Consider the following 15,925-nt stretch of genomic DNA (forward strand, 5'->3'; position numbering starts at 1 on the left):
CTCTCAGGCGACGACCCCGGTGGGGAACAGGATCTTCAGCGCGCCGGTGACGGTGACGCGCGCGTGCTTGGCGCCGTCGTCGTCCGTCACCGCGGTGTCCGCCGTCGTCTCCGCGCTGCCGCCGTCCGCGCCGTACCAGGGATCCTCCCGCGAGAGCACCGCCACCACGTAGCGCTCCCCGTCGCCGACGAACCCGGTGCTCAGGTGGATCCACCGACCGTCGACGCAGCACATCCAGCCTTGCTTGACCCCGCGGACCGTCTCGCCCGGGAGTGCCCGCGGGATGCCGAAGGTCTGGGGATAGCCGTCTGCCCCCTCGGGGGTGAACGCCTCGAGGTCTCCGACGACGGTCGCCCGGTCCGCCGGGTTCAGTCCGCCGGTGCCGTCGAGGACGGCGTCGTAGTACCGCACCAGGTCGGCCGCGGTGGTCCGGGTGTTCCACCAGATCCCGTCCGCCGACGCGATTGTGGCGGGCAGGCCGTAGCGGCCGGCGACGCGTGCCACGACGTCGGATCCACCGGCGGCGTCCCACAGGACCTGCGCCGCACTGTCGTCCGACGACGAGAGCATCGGCGCGATGAGGGCACGGGACTCCTCGTCGAGGGCGAACTCGCCGCGCGACGAGCGGTAGAGCAGATCGTCGGCGATGAACAACTTGACCACCGACGCCGTCTCGATCGGATCGTTGTCACCGGAACCCATGTACGTCCCGGTCTCCCGGTCGAGGAAGCCGATGGAGAGCGTCGCGCCGCGCGCGGCCGCGCCGTCGAGTGCCTGCTGCAGGCGGCCGGTGAGGTCCGGTGCCATCGGCATCTCGGGTTCGGGGAACTCCGGTGCGACCGGGATCGTCGTCGCCGCCGGCTCGGCCGGCTGCGCGCAGGCCGCCGCCATCGTGGTGGCGAGCGCCACCGCCGCCAACATGGTGGAGGCTCGTCGCAGGCGCGCCGAGGGAGTTGTCACGTGACTACCGTTCTGTCATCGAGTGCCCCCACATTCGAGAGTGGACGTACCGGGCGCGTCGGCGCTCGGAACCCGGGGCGGCACCGTCACTCCACGGTACCGGCGCGGTAGGGTCCATCGCCGTGACGACCGCTGTGAAATCTGTCAATCGCCGGATCGCCGAGGAGCTCGACGTCGCGGAGGAGCGCGTACGCGCCGCCGTGGACCTGCTCGACGGGGGTGCGACGGTGCCGTTCATCGCGCGCTACCGCAAGGAGGTCACGGGCACGCTCGACGACACCCAGCTGCGCACGATCGACGAGCGACTGCGATACCTGCGCGAGCTCGACGAGCGCCGCGCCGCGATTCTCGAGTCCATCCGCTCGCAGGGCAAGCTCGACGACGCGCTCGAGGACTCGATCGTGCTCGCGGACACCAAGGCGCGCCTCGAAGACATCTACCTCCCGTTCAAACCGAAGCGCCGCACCAAGGCGCAGATCGCGCGCGAGGCCGGCCACCAGCCCGTGGCGGACGCCCTGCTGTCCGATCCGACCACCGATCCGAAGTCCTTCGGCGAGGAGCAGCTCGCCGGTGCGCGCGCGATCCTCGTCGAGCACTTCGCCGAGGACGCCGACCTCGTCGGGTCGCTGCGCGAGCTGATGTGGACCCGTGGCCGGTTGACCAGCGCGGTGCGACCGGGCAAGGAGACGGACGGTGCGAAGTTCTCCGACTACTTCGCGTTCTCCGAGTCCTTCACCTCCGTTCCGTCCCATCGAGTACTGGCAGTCCTGCGCGGGGAGAAGGAGGAGGTGCTCTCCCTCACGATGGATCCGGAGCCGAACACCGACGAACCCGCACCCGGTACCGCGTCGGTGTACGAGACCCGCATCGCGGCGCGCTTCGGTATCGGCGACCACGGCCGTGCGGCCGATCGGTGGCTCCTGGACACGGTGCGATGGGCGTGGCGGACCAAGCTTCTGGTCAGCCTGGGCATCGACACCCGCATGCGCCTGCGGCAGTCCGCGGAGGAGCGCGCGGTCGACGTCTTCGCCTCCAACCTTAAGGACCTGCTGTTGGCTGCGCCCGCCGGCAGTCGCACCACCATGGGCCTCGACCCCGGGTTCCGCACGGGAACCAAGGTCGCGATCGTGGACCCCACCGGCAAGGTCCTCGCGTACGACACCATCTATCCGCACAAGCCCCAGGGCAAGTGGAACGAGGCGCTCGCGACGCTGGCCGCACTGGCGGCGAAGCACCGTGTCGATCTGCTGGCCATCGGCAACGGCACCGCGTCGCGTGAGACCGACGCGCTGGCGGCGGAACTCATCGCGAAGTACCCGGACGCGAACCTGACCAAGGCGATGGTCTCCGAGGCCGGCGCCTCCGTGTACTCCGCGTCCGCCTACGGGTCGCGCGAACTGCCCGATCTCGACGTCTCGATCCGCGGCGCGGTCTCCATCGCCCGTCGTCTGCAGGATCCCCTCGCGGAACTGGTGAAGATCGACCCGAAGTCGATCGGCGTGGGGCAGTACCAGCACGACGTCTCGGAATCCATGTTGGCGCGTTCCCTGGGCGCCGTCGTCGAGGACGCGGTGAACGCGGTCGGCGTCGACGTCAACACCGCCAGCGTGCCTCTGCTCGCGCGCGTCTCCGGCGTGGCCACCACTCTCGCCGAGTCGATCGTCGCGCACCGCGACGAGAACGGCCCCTTCCGATCCCGATCCGCACTGCAGAAGGTTCCGCGGCTCGGGCCCAAGGCCTTCGAGCAGTGCGCCGGGTTCCTCCGCATCACCGACGGCGACGACCCCCTCGACCGGTCGAGCGTGCACCCCGAGGCGTATCCCGTGGTGCGCCGCATCGTCGACAGGGCCGGCATGGGAGTCCGTGAGGTGATCGGCAACGAGCGGGTGCTGAGGTCCCTGCGCCCGCAGGACTTCGTCGACGACCGGTTCGGACTCCCGACCGTCACCGACATCCTGTCCGAGCTCGAGAAGCCCGGCCGCGATCCGCGTCCGGAGTTCGCCACCGCCACCTTCGCGGCCGGTGTCGAGAAGGTCGCCGACCTCGAACCGGGCATGGTGCTCGAGGGAGTGGTGACCAACGTGGCGGCCTTCGGCGCCTTCGTCGACGTGGGCGTGCACCAGGACGGACTCGTCCACGTCTCGGCGATGTCCGACCGCTTCGTCTCGGACCCGCACGACGTCGTCAAGTCCGGACAGGTCGTGCGCGTGAAGGTCATGGAGGTCGACCTGCCGCGCCAACGGATCGGCCTGTCCCTGCGACTGACCGACGAGATCGGCGGTACGGCAGCGGCATCGGCTCCACGGGGCGGGTCGGGAGGCCAGGGCGCGCGGAACAGGCAGAAGACCGGAGCCGGACCACGCAAGGGAGCGCAGTCCTCGGCACCGGCCGCGGCAACGGGATCGATGGCCGATGCCCTGCGGAAGGCGGGCTTCGGAAAGTAGAGGGTGTCGCGGCGGCGCGGATAGACTTCCTCGTCACAGGACGGGCACGGCAGGAAGGCGCTGCGATGGAGCGGTGGATGCACCACGTCTCCGACGAGGGGCGCATCCCGCTGCTGTTCTTCCTCGTCGGGTTCATCGCCGGGTTCGTCTTCATCCGGTTCAGCGTCCGCATGATCCGCGCGCAGGTGTCCTGGTGGCCGGGCAACGTCACGCCGGGCGGACACCACGTGCATCATGTCGTGTTCGGTGTGGTCGCCATGCTGGTCTCGGGTATCGCGATGATCACCGTGTACGTCGACGGCACCCAGACCACGGGCGCGGCGCTCGCGGCGTTCTTCGGTATCGGTGCGGCACTGGTACTCGACGAGTTCGCGCTCATCTTCTATCTGGAGGACGTGTACTGGGCCGAGCAGGGCCGCACCTCCGTCGACGCGGTCTTCGTCGCCGTGGCCGCCACCGTCATGCTGCTGTTCGGTCTCAAACCGCTCGAGTTCTTCGACGTGGCCGGCTTCCGTGACGATCCCAGCGTCGCGGTGCGGAGCATCATCGTCGTCCTGGCCGCGCTCAATCTCCTCCTCGCCGCGATCGTCCTCGCGAAGGGCAAGATCTGGACCGGGCTCGCCGGCCTGTTCTTCCTGCCGCTGCTCGTGATCGGCGCGATCCGGATCGGCCGGCCGGGGTCACCCTGGGCGCGCTGGCGCTACACCCGACGCCCACGGCGGATGGAGAAGGCCCTGCGGCGCGAGCGCAACCTGCGCCGTCCCGTCGTCCGCGCGAAGATCTGGATGCAGGACGCCATCGCGGGCACGCCCGACGTCGCGCACGTGCGCGCCGCTGCCGAGGACGAACTCGATCGCATCGTCCTTCCGGCGCCGGCGCCGGGGGAGTCGCGCCCCGATCGCGAATCGGTCGGCGCGGGCTGATCCGGCCGATTTCGTCGGGCACCTGTTCTCTGGCACAATCGTGGGGTTGCCTGACACCGGGCGTGCTACTCGCATGCCCGGCATCCGGTGGACACCTATTCGGAGTACGAACCAGTCGAGCGTCGACGGCATCCGCCGACGGCAGCCGCTCGGGTCCTCTGCTCGAGATCTCGTCACAGCAAGGATGAACCATGAACACCCTGGATTTCCTGGACAAGCAGTCGCTGCGCAGCGACATCCCCGAGTTCCGCCCGGGCGACACACTGAACGTGCACGTGAAGGTCATCGAGGGCTCCAAGGAGCGCGTGCAGATCTTCAAGGGCGTCGTCATTCGACGTCAGGGTGGCGGCATCCGCGAGACCTTCACGGTCCGCAAGGTGTCCTTCGGCGTCGGCGTGGAGCGCACCTTCCCCGTCCACACCCCGAACATCGCCCAGATCGACGTGCTGACCCGCGGTGACGTGCGTCGCGCGAAGCTGTACTACCTGCGCGAGCTGCGCGGCAAGGCAGCCAAGATCAAGGAGAAGCGCTGATCTTCGGCGTTCCACTCGCTGGACGGCCGGACACAGGGGACTCGTTCCCCGGTGTCCGGCCGTTCTGCGTCCCGGCCGTTCTGCACCGCGGCGCTGCCGCTAATCTTGACCCGTGACGGACGAGCGCGCGGGCGACGACAACGACGAGGCGCAGCGAACCAAGAAGCCACGGTCCTTCTGGCGTGAGCTCCCGATTCTCATCCTGGTCGCCCTGGTGCTCAGCTTCCTCTTGCAGACCTTCGTCGCGAGGGTGTACCTGATCCCCTCGGAATCGATGGAGCCGACCTTGCACGGCTGCACTGGTTGCACCGGTGACCGCATCGTCGTGGAGAAGATCGGGTACCGCTTCGGCGATCCGACGGCCGGTGACGTCGTCGTGTTCCGCGGACCGCCGTCCTGGGACGGCGACTACGTCTCCACGCGGTCGTCCAACGTCGTCGTCCGCGGCGCCCAGGAACTCGGATCCCTCGTCGGCCTGGTCGCACCGGACGAGAACGATCTGGTCAAGCGCGTCATCGCCACCGGCGGTCAGACCGTCGAGTGCTGCGACGAGCAGGGACGCGTTCTCGTCGACGGCAAGCCGCTCGACGAGCCGTACATCACCATGGACTTCGACTTCGTGCCCGGCACGCTCACGTGCGACACCCCGATCCGTTCCGGGCGGTGCTTCGGGCCCGTCACCGTGCCCGAGGGCAACGTGTGGGTCATGGGTGACAACCGCAGCAACTCCGCCGACTCGCGCTTCCACGTCGCCGACGAACTGCAGGGAACCATCCCGCTGGACAACGTGATCGGCAAGGCGCAGGCCATCGTGCTGCCGCCCGGTCGCTGGGGTCTCATCGACGATCCGGACATCCAGGGGCAGTGAGTTCGGGGCCCATGAAGTCGACCACGCGGCTCTCCCGGACGTCGTGGCCGCCGCGCACCGTCATCCGGCGTGCGGGTGGCATGCGCACCATGGAGTCGGCCCTTCTCCGGTCGGGGCTCGGGCCCGTGGCGGGCGTGGACGAAGCGGGTCGTGGCGCCTGTGCGGGCCCACTGGTCATCGCCGCGTGCATCCTGGGCGATCGCGCCCGCGCCGCACTGGACCTTCTGGACGATTCGAAGAAGCTGAGCGAGAAGACGCGGGAGGCGTTGTTCCCGAAGGTGATTCGCTGGGCCACGGCATACTCGATTGTCACCGTCCCCGCGGCCGAGATCGACCGCATCGGCATCCACGTCGCCAACATCGAGGGCATGCGCCGCGCGGTCGCCGGACTGTCGGTCGACCCCGGGTACGTCCTGACCGACGGTTTTCGGGTGCCCGGGCTTCCCGCGCCGTCACTCCCGGTGATCGGTGGGGACGCCACCGCGGCCTGTATCGCCGCCGCGAGCGTGCTCGCCAAGGTGCATCGCGACCGCATCATGCGGTCACTCGACGGAGACATCCCCGGCTACGACTTCTCCGTACACAAGGGCTACAACACGACGCTGCACAAGGACGCCCTCGCCCGTCTCGGGGCGAGCCGGGAGCACCGTCGCTCGTGGTCGAACGTCGCCTGCCTCGAGGATGCCGGCGCCGCACCGACGGTGTCGCCGTAGGAGCGGGGTCGATGGGAACACGAGGGCGCCGATGCGCGATGATGGCGGCATGAGTGCCGAGGATCTCGAGAAGTACGAAACCGAGATGGAACTGTCGCTGTACCGGGAGTACCGCGACATCGTCGGCCAGTTCACCTACGTGGTGGAGACCGAGCGTCGCTTCTATCTCGCGAACTCGGTGGAGATGATCCCGCGGAACGCGGACGGCGAGATCTACTTCGAGGTGCGGATGTCCGATGCGTGGGTGTGGGACATGTACCGACCCGCGCGCTTCGTCAAGCACGTCCGGGTGATCACGTTCAAGGACGTCAACATCGAGGAACTCGACAAGCCGGATCTGAGACTTCCTGAGTGACGGGGACTTCCCGAGTGACGGGGACTTCCCGAGTGAATCAGCGCTGATCCGTTCCCAGGATCCGCGCGTTGAGGTGCCACCCCTCGTAGCCGTCGTCCACGCCGCCGCGCTGGTCGTGCTCGATCGACGCGCGCGGAATGGACAGGATGCGTGCCGTCCGTAGCGCCCACGAGTAGTCGCCGCACCCCACCTCCCTGGTCGATTCCCGACCCAGCGCATCGTTCGACGTCCACAGCAGTGCATAGGGGTGAGCGGGCCGCCGATCGTCCGGCACGCGGCGGAGAAGGAACTCACTGCCGGACGGCGTCCCGCTCGCCGACGAGTCGCGTGCAGTGTTCATGACCCGATCATCGCAAACCCCAGGGCCGAGCGCCGCGCAACAGGGGGTTTCGGTGGTCCGTCATCCCCGGGTCGAGCGTCGTCCCCGGGTTTTCTGCGGCCGCAGGTCGGCGCCGCGGCACGGTCGCCGCGTGCCTGCACAGTCGTGCTCCGACACCGGGGTGCCCACCACCGGGCACCGGGTCGGCGAGGGGAGCCATGGCGACGAACGCGGAAATGGGCAGAGCGGGCGAGGAGGCTGCCGCGTCGTATCTGACGACGGTGGGTCTGCGCATTCTCGACCGCAACTGGCGGTGCCGGCACGGCGAGGTCGACATCATCGGCGTGGACGGCGACACCGTCGTGTTCGTCGAGGTGAAGACCCGCTCCGGCGACGGGTACGGCACTCCGGCCGAGGCGGTCACGCCGGCGAAGGCACAGCGCATCCACCGGCTGGCCGGGCTGTGGCTCGCCGAGCGGTCCGGTCCGTGGGTGCCGGTGCGGTTCGACGTCGTGGAGGTCGTGATCGCCGACGGCCGGGGGCCTCTGCTCTCGCATCTGAGGGCGGCGTTCTGATGGCGCTGGGACGGACGTTCTCGGTCGCCGTCACGGGCATCGACGGCATCCTCGTGGAGATCGAGGCCGACGTGGGGCGGGGCCTGCCGGGCGTGCACGTGGTCGGACTCCCCGATGCGGCGCTGCAGGAGTCACGGGACCGAGTGCGGGCCGCGGTGAACAACTCCGGCCAGAGCTGGCCCGCGTCCAAGGTGGTGCTCGCGCTGTCGCCGGCCACACTCCCGAAAGTGGGATCCGTGTACGACCTGGCACTGGCGTGCGCGGTGCTCGGCGCCGCCAAGGTGGTGCCGCCGGGTCTGTTGGCCTCGACGGTGCTGGTGGGTGAGCTGGCACTCGACGGGCGGGTGCGGAGCGTGCGCGGGGTCCTTCCCGCCGTGCTCGCCGCACGCGGAGCGGGATGGACCCGCGTGGTGGTGCCGCAGGACAGCCTCGCCGAGGCGGGCCTGGTCGGCGGGATCGAGGTCCTCGGGGCCGCGCATCTGCGGCAGGTGATCGAGTGGCTCTCGCACCGGTGCACTCTCCCGGAACCGATGCCGACACGGCCGGGTCCGGAGCCCCGGTACGGCGATCTCGCCGACGTGGTCGGACAGTCCGAAGCACGCTGGGCTCTCGAGGTCGCGGCCGCCGGCGCACACCATCTGATGTTCACGGGGCCGCCCGGTATCGGCAAGACGATGCTCGCGGGTCGGCTGCCCGGACTGCTGCCGCCGCTGACGGAGGGTCAGGCCCTGGAGGTGACGGCGGTGCACTCCGTCGCGGGGACACTCACGGCGGAGTGTCCGTTGATCACCACCGCCCCGTTCATCGCGCCGCATCACACCACCTCGGTGGCGGCACTGGTGGGCGGCGGAAGCGGCATGGCGCGACCGGGTGCGGTGAGCCGGGCGCACCACGGCGTGCTCTTCCTCGACGAGTGTGCCGAGATGTCGGTGCGCGTGCTGGAGGCACTGCGTACCCCGCTGGAGGACGGCGAGGTGCGCATCGCGCGGCGCGACGGGGTCGCCCGCTATCCCGCTCGCTTCCAACTGGTGCTGGCGGCCAATCCGTGTCCGTGCGCCTCGCCGCGGACCGCCGACTGCGTGTGTGCGCCGAACGCCCGCCGGCGCTACCTCGGCAAGCTGTCCGGACCACTGCTCGACCGGGTGGACCTGCGGCTGTCGATGCAGCCCGCTGCGACCGGATTGTTGACCGACGACGTGGGGGAGACGACCGAGGTGGTGCGCGGCAGAGTGACGGCAGCGCGGCAGGCGGCGGCGGAGCGGTGGTCCGAGTTCGGCTGGCGAACCAATGCCGAGGTACCCGGATCAGCACTGCGCCAGCGCTTCCGGCTCGAACGCGAAGCATTGATTCCGATCGAACGGGCGCTGCGGCGCGGTGGCATCACGGCGCGGGGCGCGGACCGCATCCTGCGCTTGGCCTGGACGCTCGGCGACCTCGAGGGGCGGATGTCTCCGGGACCCGAGTGCGTGGCGTCGGCGATGAGTTTTCGCGAACAGGGGAGTGGCGTGTGAGTGGAGCGCAGAATCCGGAGACCCTGGCGTGGGCGTACGTCTCGACGGTGGTGCAGGGTCCGTCGCGCGCCGTCGAGCAGCTCATTGCCTCGCGCGGAGTGGTGGACGCCGCGGCGACGATGCGCACCGGGGACGTTCCGAAGGCGGTGTGGGACCGCGTGTCGGCGCGGGCACATCTCGACACCGCCGCGGCGAGCCTCGACCTGATGGCTGCGATGGACGGTCGACTGGTGGTGCCGTCGGACGAGGAGTGGCCCGCCTGGCGGTTCCTCGGATTCGAGCGGCCGGACGGGGCTCTGCCCACTCGCGACGGCGGTGCGCCGTTGGCGTTGTGGGTGGTGGGTCCGGCGCCGGTGGCGTCGTCCACGGAGCGGGCGGTGGCCGTGGTGGGAACGCGCGCCGCGACGAGCTACGGGGAGCACGTGACGGGTGAGATCGCGGGAGACCTGGCCGTGGACGGGTGGACGGTGGTCTCCGGCGGCGCGTACGGCATCGACGGTGCGGCGCATCGCGCCGCGCTGGGCGTGGGCGGCTGCACGGTGGCGGTGCTGGCGTGCGGCGTCGACCGGGCGTACCCGGCGGGGCACGAGCGTCTGCTGCGGAGAGTGTCGGAGACGGGTGCGGTGGTGTCGGAGTATCCGCCGGGCACACCACCCGCCCGGTACCGCTTCCTCTCCCGCAACAGGCTGGTGGCCGCACTGTGTGACGGCGTGGTCGTGGTCGAGGCGGGATGGCGCAGCGGGGCGCGTAACACGGCGTCGTGGGCACGGGCACTGGGGCGACCGGTCATGGCGGTACCGGGGCCGGTGACGTCCGCGTCGTCGACGGGGTGCCACCGGATGATCCGCGAGGGCGAAGCGCGTCTGGTGACGGGTGCCCGGGACGTGGTGGCCGAGGCGGGTGCGGTGGGTGCGGGTGTCGAGGACGACGACGACCGGGACGCCCTGTTCGGCCGCGATCTCGATCGCCTGCCGCAGACTCCCGCCCGCGTGCTGGACGCGTTCCCGGCCACGGGAGCCCGAACGGTGCAGCAACTGTCCGTGGACTCCGGCGTGCCCGTGTCGGCGGTGCGGTCAGCGCTGGTGGTCCTCGAGATCGAGGGACACGCCGGCCGCGACGAGGCGGGATGGGTGCGCATCGAGAAGATCCGGTGAGGGCTGTGCCGGGAGCAGGTCCTCTGCCCGCAGGGAGGTGCCGGGCAGGATCGCGTCGCGCAGGTCCGGCTTGACGCCGCTGATGATCCAGGTGCACAACGCGGCGAGCTGAGCGGACACGAGCGGCGGTACCGCGTCCCCGATGTGGCGGTACATGTTCGACAGCGATCGCGCGCGGAACACGTAGTCGTCCGGAAAACCGTTCAGCAGGGCCAACTCTCGCACCGTGCACAGCCGGTCCTGCTCGGGGTGGGTGTAGCGGCCGTTGCCGAAGTGGGCGCACTCCCGTTTGACGGTGGGCGCGGGACGGTCCCACCACAGTCGGCCGTAGACGTCGGGGTGCGACCCCAGGCGGCCGGCGGCGACGAGGCGCTGCATCGCGGGCGTCAGGTGGTCGTCGCCGCCGGGGGCGGACCTGAGGTCGAGCCAGGAACCGCCGTCGTGGGGGAGGGCGTGGAGGCGGCGGCGGGTCGACTCGCGACCGATGCTGGGCGAGAGGTGCATCGGATCGCCGGACGCCGTCTCACCGGCCTCGACGCGGGGCAGGTGGCCGATCGCGCGCCGCACCGTGATCGCCTCCGGTGCGATGGTCGTGCCCTCCCACAATTCGGAAAGAGTGTGCAATTCGTGATCGCGCCGCACCGCGACCACCAGGGATCTCTCGCGTCGTTGCGGTAAGCCGACCGAACTGAGCATGTGCACCGAGGCATCGACGTCGTAGCCGAGGTGATCCAACCGCAGAGCCAACGCGTCGAGATGACCACGGAAATTACCGCCGACCAATTCTCGTGCGTTTTCCATGACGAGGACGATCGGGCGCAGAGCCTCGACGGAGTCGGCGACACGGGTCACGAGCGAATTGCGTGGATCGTCGGTGAGATGATTTCGAGGATTTGCACGGGAGAAGCCGGTGCACGGCGGGCACGCGCTGAGTACGTCGAGTGGTCGTTCGTTCAGACGAGGGGCGAAGAGTCGCGCCAACTCGGCCCCGGTGACAGCGGAAAGATCCACGGCGTGCGGCACCGTTCCGATATTCGCCTCGTAGGACGCATTGCATTCGAGAGATCCGCGCGCACTGCTCGGTTTACCCAGTTGTGCGTCCGCCGCGCCGACGACCTCGAACGCGCCGTGTCGTGCGAAGCCGCAACTCATTCCGCCCGCACCGCTGAAGAGATCGACGAAGGTCAGCGAACCGGACGGTCTCGTCGTCGACGACACGGCACGCGTTTCCGAGAAACTCTGTGCGGTCATCCGTGAACCCTTCGTGGCCGACGTCGACGGGAGTGGCCGCGTCGAGTATGCGTCGTCACAGTACCGGCGACCGCGGTGAGCCCGATCGTCCCGTGTCGGTCACGAACAACAGGTCGTCGAATTCACGACCGAGATGTCGTGATTCGGATGTTGTCAGGGCGGTGTCGGGTCGGTGTCACGATGTCGACCATCTCGGCTGTTATCTTGGAGGAAATTCTTTCTCCACCCGGTATCGAGGAGCGCAGAACAATGGCACGACGCACCACCGTCCAAATGATCGACGATGTCGACGGTTCACTCATCAAGGACGGGCAGGGCGAGACGGTCGAGTTCGCGGTCGGAGGCGTGTCCTATTCGATCGATCTCAACAGCAAGCACGCCAACGAGTTGTACGACCAATTCGCATTCTGGATCGAACACGCGGAGAAGGTGGGCGGCAAGAAGTCTCGCCGGAACGGGTCCGCCGCGGCGCCGAAGAAGGGCCGCCAGAATCTGCAGGACGTGCGGGCGTGGGCCAAGGAGAACGGCTTCGAGGTCAGCACCCGCGGGCGCATCAGCCAGGAGATCCAGGACGCGTACGACGCCGCACACTGACCTGTAGTGGGGCCGTCGGCGAATTAGGGTAGGCTTACCACGTCTTGCGGCCCCACCGGCGGCAAGGCCCGTACCCGATGGAGGTGCCCTGTGGCGCGACGACTGACCACCCTGACCGTTCTCCGCACCGAGCGGCTCACCCCGCACATGGTGCGCGTGGTGCTCGGCGGTGCGAACTTCGACGAGTTCGCGCCGTCCGAGTTCACCGACAGCTACGTCAAGCTGCACTTCGGTGACGCCGACGAGCCGACGTTGCGCACCTACACGGTGCGATCGGTGGACACGCAGGCCCGCGAAGTCGCCATCGACTTCGTCGTCCACGGCGACGAGGGTGTCGCCGGCCCGTGGGCGCTGAGCGCCGCGGCGGGGGACCAGCTCTCGTTCTTCGGTCCCGCCGGCGCGTACTCGCCTCGTGCGGACGCCGACTGGCACCTTCTCGCCGGCGACGAGACGGGCGTGCCCGCCATCTCCGCAGCACTCGCGGCGCTTCCCGAGGGAGCCGTCGCGCGAGTGGTGCTCGAAGCAGCAAGTCCGGAGGACCGCGTCGAGATCGCGGCGCCGACCTCTGCCGACATCCGCTGGGTGTACCGCGACCAGGATCCGGGTGGCTCACCGCTGGCCGCCGCCGTCCGTGCGGTGGAGTGGCTGCCCGGTCAGCCTCATGTCTTCGTGCACGGTGAAGCGCAGTCCGTGATGCACGAGATCCGGCCTTACATCCGCAAAGAGCGTGGCGTGACTGCGGAATGGGCCTCGATATCGGGATACTGGCGTCGTGGCCGCACCGAGGAGGGATTCCGCACCTGGAAGCGAGAACTCGCTGCCAGCGAATCCTGACGATCTCGCGCTCCTCGCGAGATTCACCGAGCATCTCGCTCTGCAACGCAACCGCTCCGAGCACACCGTGCGCGCCTACGTCGGCGACGCCCGTGCTCTGATCGGCTTCTGTCGAGACGCGCACGGTGATCCGTCCGCGGCACTCGACGACGTGATCACTCTTCGCTCCCTGCGCTCGTGGCTCGCCTCGATGTCGGTCGCGGGAGTGTCCCGCTCGACTCTCGCGCGTCGAGCGAGTTCGGCGCGCACCTTCACCGCGTGGTCGTGCACCGTCGGAGCACTCACCGCGGACCCGGCGGTGCGGCTGTCGGCACCGCCGTCGCGTCGGACGCTCCCGGGCGTGCTGCGTGAGCGTGACGCTCGGGACGCGATGACGGCCGCGACATCCGGTGCCGAGCAACAGGATCCGATGGCCCTGCGCGACAGGGTCGTCGTCGAGCTCCTGTACGCGACCGGAATCCGGGTCGGCGAACTGTGCGGTCTCGACGTGGACGACGTGGATCTCGACAGACGGGTGCTCCGCGTCCTCGGCAAGGGCGACAAGGAGCGCGTCGTACCGTTCGGCGCGCCCGCGGAGGACGCGGTGGTGCAATGGTCGACCGTGGGCCGCCCCGCCCTGGTCACACCGGACTCCGGCGCGGCCCTGCTCCTGGGGCGTCGCGGCGGACGCCTGAACCAGCGGCAGGCGCGCTCGGTGGTGCACGAGGTGCTGTCCGCCGTGCCCGGTGCCCCGGACCTGGGTCCGCACGGCCTCCGACACTCCGCCGCGACCCACCTGCTCGAGGGCGGCGCCGATCTCCGCGTCGTGCAGGAACTGCTCGGGCACGCGTCGCTCGCCACGACGCAGATCTACACCCATGTCTCCGTGGAGCGGCTGCGCGCGGTCCACGATCAGGCACATCCGCGAGCCTGACGTCGGGTCCTGTCGACCACCTCGCACGCTCGTGCACGTTTGGTACCGTCTGCACGGGGGATGTGACCGTGCCGGCGCTGTGAACCACACCGTTCGTCCCTGATCGGCAATCGGAGCAGACCGTCGACAGGAGGGTGGGACCGTGGATCGTCGAGACGACAGCCCGCACTCCTCTGGTCCCGGCAGCCGGGCGGGTACGAACGGACCCTGGTCTCCGCCCGAACCGGAACGATTCTCTCGGCCGTCCGTTCCGCCCTCCCACGTTCCCGCACCGCACCATCCGGGCCTCGCCGATCCGCGACGCGACTCGGCCGCCTTCGGTGCGGAGAGTCCGGTGCGCCGACCCGGGTCGCCCTTCGTCTCGCCGGCCCCGTCCTCCACTCGGCCGGGGTGGCGCCGCGCCCTGGATCGCGTCCTAAGCAGTGGGCGACCGGGTGACCGTGGTGCGGTCGCCTCCGAGGCGGAGCGTCGCCACCAGATCGACCGCATCCGACAGCCGTTGCGAAGCGATTACCGGATCGCCTTCCTGTCCCTCAAGGGCGGGGTGGGCAAGACGACCGTCACCGTCGGGCTGGGGTCGGTGTTCGCCTCCCTGCGACGCGACGACGTCATCGCCGTCGACGCGAACCCCGACTTCGGAACGCTGGGGGAGCGCGTCCCGCGGCAGACGATGTCCACGGTGCGCGATCTCCTCGCTGCCCGGCCGACCATCCGGAGTTACGCCGACATCAGGGAGCACACCTCCCAGTCGTCGAGTCGTCTCGAGGTCGTCGCGGGGGAGCGTGACCCGGCCGCGTCGGAGGCGTTCACCGAACAGGACTACCGCGCGGTCATCGACACCCTCCGAGCGCACTACAACCTGATCCTCACCGACTGCGGCACGGGCATCATGCACTCGGCGATGGAGGGGGTGCTGTCGCTGGCGCACGCACTGGTGCTCGTCAGCTCGCCGGCGGTCGACGGCGCCAAGAGCGCCGCCGCGACCCTCGACTGGCTCGGGCTGCACGGGTACGCGCACCTCGTCGAGCGGACCGTCGTCGTCATCAGCGCCCACCGACCGGGCGCCGCGAGCATCGACATGGACGAACTCACCCGGCACTTCCTCGCGCGCTGCCGCGCCGTCGTGGTGATTCCCTTCGACGATCATCTGGCGGAGGGCTCCGTCGTCGATCTCGATCGACTGCGCCCCCGCACGCGCGCCGCCTTCATGGACCTGGCGGCGATGATGGCGGACGATTTTCCCGACGCGGAGGGCCGGCACGCGTCCGCGCCGCAGTCGATGCCGCAGCGTCACCGCGCGTACTGAACCCGCGTCACTCGGGCTCGGCCAGGGGTTTCAGCACCACCACACCGCGGTCGACGAGAGCCGTGGGATCGAGGTAGTCGCCGCCGCGACGCGCTCCCCAGTGCAGGCACCACGCGGCGACGCACCCCTGGTGACCTGCCTCGAGGACACCGATCGGCTGACCTCGTCGCAGCCGGGTGCCGACCGAGACGGTGGGCGTGACCGGTTCGTACGTGGTCCGGAGGCCGCCGGCATGGTCGATCGAGACGACGGGGCGGCCGGCGACCGCACCTGCGAACACGACGACGCCGTCCCCGGCCGCGACGACGGTGTGTGTCGGATCGGAGCCCGCGTCGAGGTCGACGCCGCGATGGCCCGGCAGCCACCGCTCGGGTGGCGGGTCGTACGGGGTCACCACGGCGGGACGGGGCTGCAGCGGCCAGTCGAACGGGCGTCCGTCCGTGTCCGCGGCGGCTACGGATCCGGACGCCAGCAGGGCTGCCGTCAGCGCCGCGGACACGAGCGCCGAACGCGGCGACCAACGGCGGGCGGAGCGGAGACAGGTCATCCCCGCACTCTCGCGGACCCGACGACAGTGGTCCCGCGTCGAGCCACCGCACCCGGGGACGGACCGTCCTCCGTGCACAGGCGGTCGACCCGGTTATGACCTGCGGCGTCGCGGACGTACACTGA

At 69.8% G+C, this 15,925-nt stretch carries 17 protein-coding genes; 13 read left to right on the plus strand and 4 right to left on the minus strand.

Annotated elements, in window-relative coordinates; all coding sequences use genetic code 11:
* Window positions 1-3: 3 nt before the first annotated feature.
* The gene (locus OHB23_RS13095; RefSeq protein ID WP_328809678.1) at window positions 4-960 is read right to left on the minus strand and encodes a serine hydrolase; all 957 of its coding nucleotides are present in this window, start codon (window positions 958-960) and stop codon (window positions 4-6) included.
* Window positions 961-1,082: 122 nt separating this feature from the next.
* On the opposite strand from OHB23_RS13095, the gene OHB23_RS13100 reads away from it, so the two are divergent.
* The 6 genes from OHB23_RS13100 (at window position 1,083) to OHB23_RS13125 (ending at window position 6,796) form a co-directional block, all read left to right on the plus strand.
* Window positions 1,083-3,404 (plus strand): Tex family protein, encoded by a 2,322-nt coding sequence (locus OHB23_RS13100; protein WP_328809679.1) that lies wholly within the window; start codon window positions 1,083-1,085, stop codon window positions 3,402-3,404.
* Between the two features lie 65 nt (window positions 3,405-3,469).
* Complete coding sequence (locus OHB23_RS13105) at window positions 3,470-4,327, plus strand: hypothetical protein (protein ID WP_373428283.1); 858 nt, start codon at window positions 3,470-3,472, stop codon at window positions 4,325-4,327.
* A gap of 191 nt (window positions 4,328-4,518) precedes the next feature.
* The gene (gene rplS, locus OHB23_RS13110; RefSeq protein ID WP_027505024.1) at window positions 4,519-4,860 is read left to right on the plus strand and encodes a 50S ribosomal protein L19; all 342 of its coding nucleotides are present in this window, start codon (window positions 4,519-4,521) and stop codon (window positions 4,858-4,860) included.
* A 112-nt stretch (window positions 4,861-4,972) separates the two neighbouring features.
* Window positions 4,973-5,728: a signal peptidase I gene (lepB, locus tag OHB23_RS13115; protein ID WP_222630753.1), complete on the plus strand. Its 756-nt coding sequence runs from the start codon at window positions 4,973-4,975 to the stop codon at window positions 5,726-5,728.
* Window positions 5,729-5,739: 11 nt separating this feature from the next.
* Entirely contained in the window at window positions 5,740-6,441 is a 702-nt protein-coding gene (locus tag OHB23_RS13120) for a ribonuclease HII (RefSeq protein WP_328809680.1), read from the plus strand.
* Between the two features lie 49 nt (window positions 6,442-6,490).
* On the plus strand, window positions 6,491-6,796 hold the full coding sequence (locus OHB23_RS13125; protein WP_027505026.1) for a DUF2469 domain-containing protein: 306 nt from the start codon (window positions 6,491-6,493) through the stop codon (window positions 6,794-6,796).
* 37 nt (window positions 6,797-6,833) lie between these two features.
* Here the strand turns inward: OHB23_RS13125 and OHB23_RS13130 are convergent, their stop codons facing one another.
* Window positions 6,834-7,136 carry a hypothetical protein gene (locus OHB23_RS13130; RefSeq protein ID WP_204867859.1) on the minus strand — a complete coding sequence of 101 codons (303 nt, stop codon included), beginning with the start codon at window positions 7,134-7,136 and terminating at the stop codon, window positions 6,834-6,836.
* 197 nt (window positions 7,137-7,333) lie between these two features.
* On the opposite strand from OHB23_RS13130, the gene OHB23_RS13135 reads away from it, so the two are divergent.
* From OHB23_RS13135 to dprA, 3 genes are read left to right on the plus strand one after another with little or no spacing between them, the layout of a single operon-like run.
* Window positions 7,334-7,690 carry a YraN family protein gene (locus OHB23_RS13135; protein ID WP_027505028.1) on the plus strand — a complete coding sequence of 119 codons (357 nt, stop codon included), beginning with the start codon at window positions 7,334-7,336 and terminating at the stop codon, window positions 7,688-7,690.
* Complete coding sequence (locus tag OHB23_RS13140) at window positions 7,690-9,201, plus strand: YifB family Mg chelatase-like AAA ATPase (protein ID WP_307108750.1); 1,512 nt, start codon at window positions 7,690-7,692, stop codon at window positions 9,199-9,201. The genes OHB23_RS13135 and OHB23_RS13140 overlap by 1 nt, the downstream gene beginning before the upstream one ends.
* Window positions 9,198-10,355 (plus strand): DNA-processing protein DprA, encoded by a 1,158-nt coding sequence (gene dprA, locus OHB23_RS13145; RefSeq protein WP_328809681.1) that lies wholly within the window; start codon window positions 9,198-9,200, stop codon window positions 10,353-10,355. The genes OHB23_RS13140 and dprA overlap by 4 nt, the downstream gene beginning before the upstream one ends.
* Here the strand turns inward: dprA and OHB23_RS13150 are convergent.
* Complete coding sequence (locus OHB23_RS13150; RefSeq protein WP_328809682.1) at window positions 10,275-11,606, minus strand: DNA cytosine methyltransferase; 1,332 nt, start codon at window positions 11,604-11,606, stop codon at window positions 10,275-10,277. The genes dprA and OHB23_RS13150 overlap by 81 nt on opposite strands.
* A 249-nt stretch (window positions 11,607-11,855) precedes the next feature.
* Between OHB23_RS13150 and OHB23_RS13155 the strand changes: the two genes are divergently transcribed.
* From OHB23_RS13155 to OHB23_RS13170, 4 genes are all read left to right on the plus strand, one after another.
* Complete coding sequence (locus OHB23_RS13155) at window positions 11,856-12,200, plus strand: histone-like nucleoid-structuring protein Lsr2 (RefSeq protein ID WP_027505031.1); 345 nt, start codon at window positions 11,856-11,858, stop codon at window positions 12,198-12,200.
* Between the two features lie 90 nt (window positions 12,201-12,290).
* On the plus strand, window positions 12,291-13,034 hold the full coding sequence (locus OHB23_RS13160) for a siderophore-interacting protein (RefSeq protein WP_027505032.1): 744 nt from the start codon (window positions 12,291-12,293) through the stop codon (window positions 13,032-13,034).
* Window positions 13,018-13,947, plus strand: coding sequence for a tyrosine recombinase XerC (locus OHB23_RS13165; RefSeq protein ID WP_328811641.1), 930 nt, complete (start codon window positions 13,018-13,020; stop codon window positions 13,945-13,947). Before OHB23_RS13160 ends, OHB23_RS13165 begins: the two co-directional genes overlap by 17 nt.
* Window positions 13,948-14,281: 334 nt before the next feature.
* Entirely contained in the window at window positions 14,282-15,253 is a 972-nt protein-coding gene (locus tag OHB23_RS13170; RefSeq protein WP_442972983.1) for a MinD/ParA family ATP-binding protein, read from the plus strand.
* 7 nt (window positions 15,254-15,260) lie between these two features.
* Here OHB23_RS13170 and OHB23_RS13175 read toward each other — a convergent pair whose 3' ends face one another.
* Window positions 15,261-15,800: a M23 family metallopeptidase gene (locus OHB23_RS13175; protein WP_328809683.1), complete on the minus strand. Its 540-nt coding sequence runs from the start codon at window positions 15,798-15,800 to the stop codon at window positions 15,261-15,263.
* Between the last annotated feature and the right edge of the window lie 125 nt (window positions 15,801-15,925).

The sequence above is a fragment of the Rhodococcus sp. NBC_00294 genome (assembly GCF_036163995.1).
Taxonomy (GTDB): Bacteria; Actinomycetota; Actinomycetes; order Mycobacteriales; family Mycobacteriaceae; genus Rhodococcoides.

Bases quoted from the DNA above. Each gene is read 5' to 3' on its own strand.
- OHB23_RS13105 (WP_373428283.1), top strand. From the start codon at position 3,470: ATGGAGCGGTGGATGCACCACGTCTCCGACGAGGGGCGCATCCCGCTG.
- rplS (WP_027505024.1), top strand. From the start codon at position 4,519: ATGAACACCCTGGATTTCCTGGACAAGCAGTCGCTGCGCAGCGACATC.
- OHB23_RS13120 (WP_328809680.1), top strand. From the start codon at position 5,740: ATGAAGTCGACCACGCGGCTCTCCCGGACGTCGTGGCCGCCGCGCACC.
- OHB23_RS13125 (WP_027505026.1), top strand. From the start codon at position 6,491: ATGAGTGCCGAGGATCTCGAGAAGTACGAAACCGAGATGGAACTGTCG.
- OHB23_RS13130 (WP_204867859.1), bottom strand. From the start codon at position 7,136: ATGAACACTGCACGCGACTCGTCGGCGAGCGGGACGCCGTCCGGCAGT.
- OHB23_RS13135 (WP_027505028.1), top strand. From the start codon at position 7,334: ATGGCGACGAACGCGGAAATGGGCAGAGCGGGCGAGGAGGCTGCCGCG.
- OHB23_RS13140 (WP_307108750.1), top strand. From the start codon at position 7,690: ATGGCGCTGGGACGGACGTTCTCGGTCGCCGTCACGGGCATCGACGGC.
- OHB23_RS13150 (WP_328809682.1), bottom strand. From the start codon at position 11,606: ATGACCGCACAGAGTTTCTCGGAAACGCGTGCCGTGTCGTCGACGACG.
- OHB23_RS13155 (WP_027505031.1), top strand. From the start codon at position 11,856: ATGGCACGACGCACCACCGTCCAAATGATCGACGATGTCGACGGTTCA.
- OHB23_RS13175 (WP_328809683.1), bottom strand. From the start codon at position 15,800: ATGACCTGTCTCCGCTCCGCCCGCCGTTGGTCGCCGCGTTCGGCGCTC.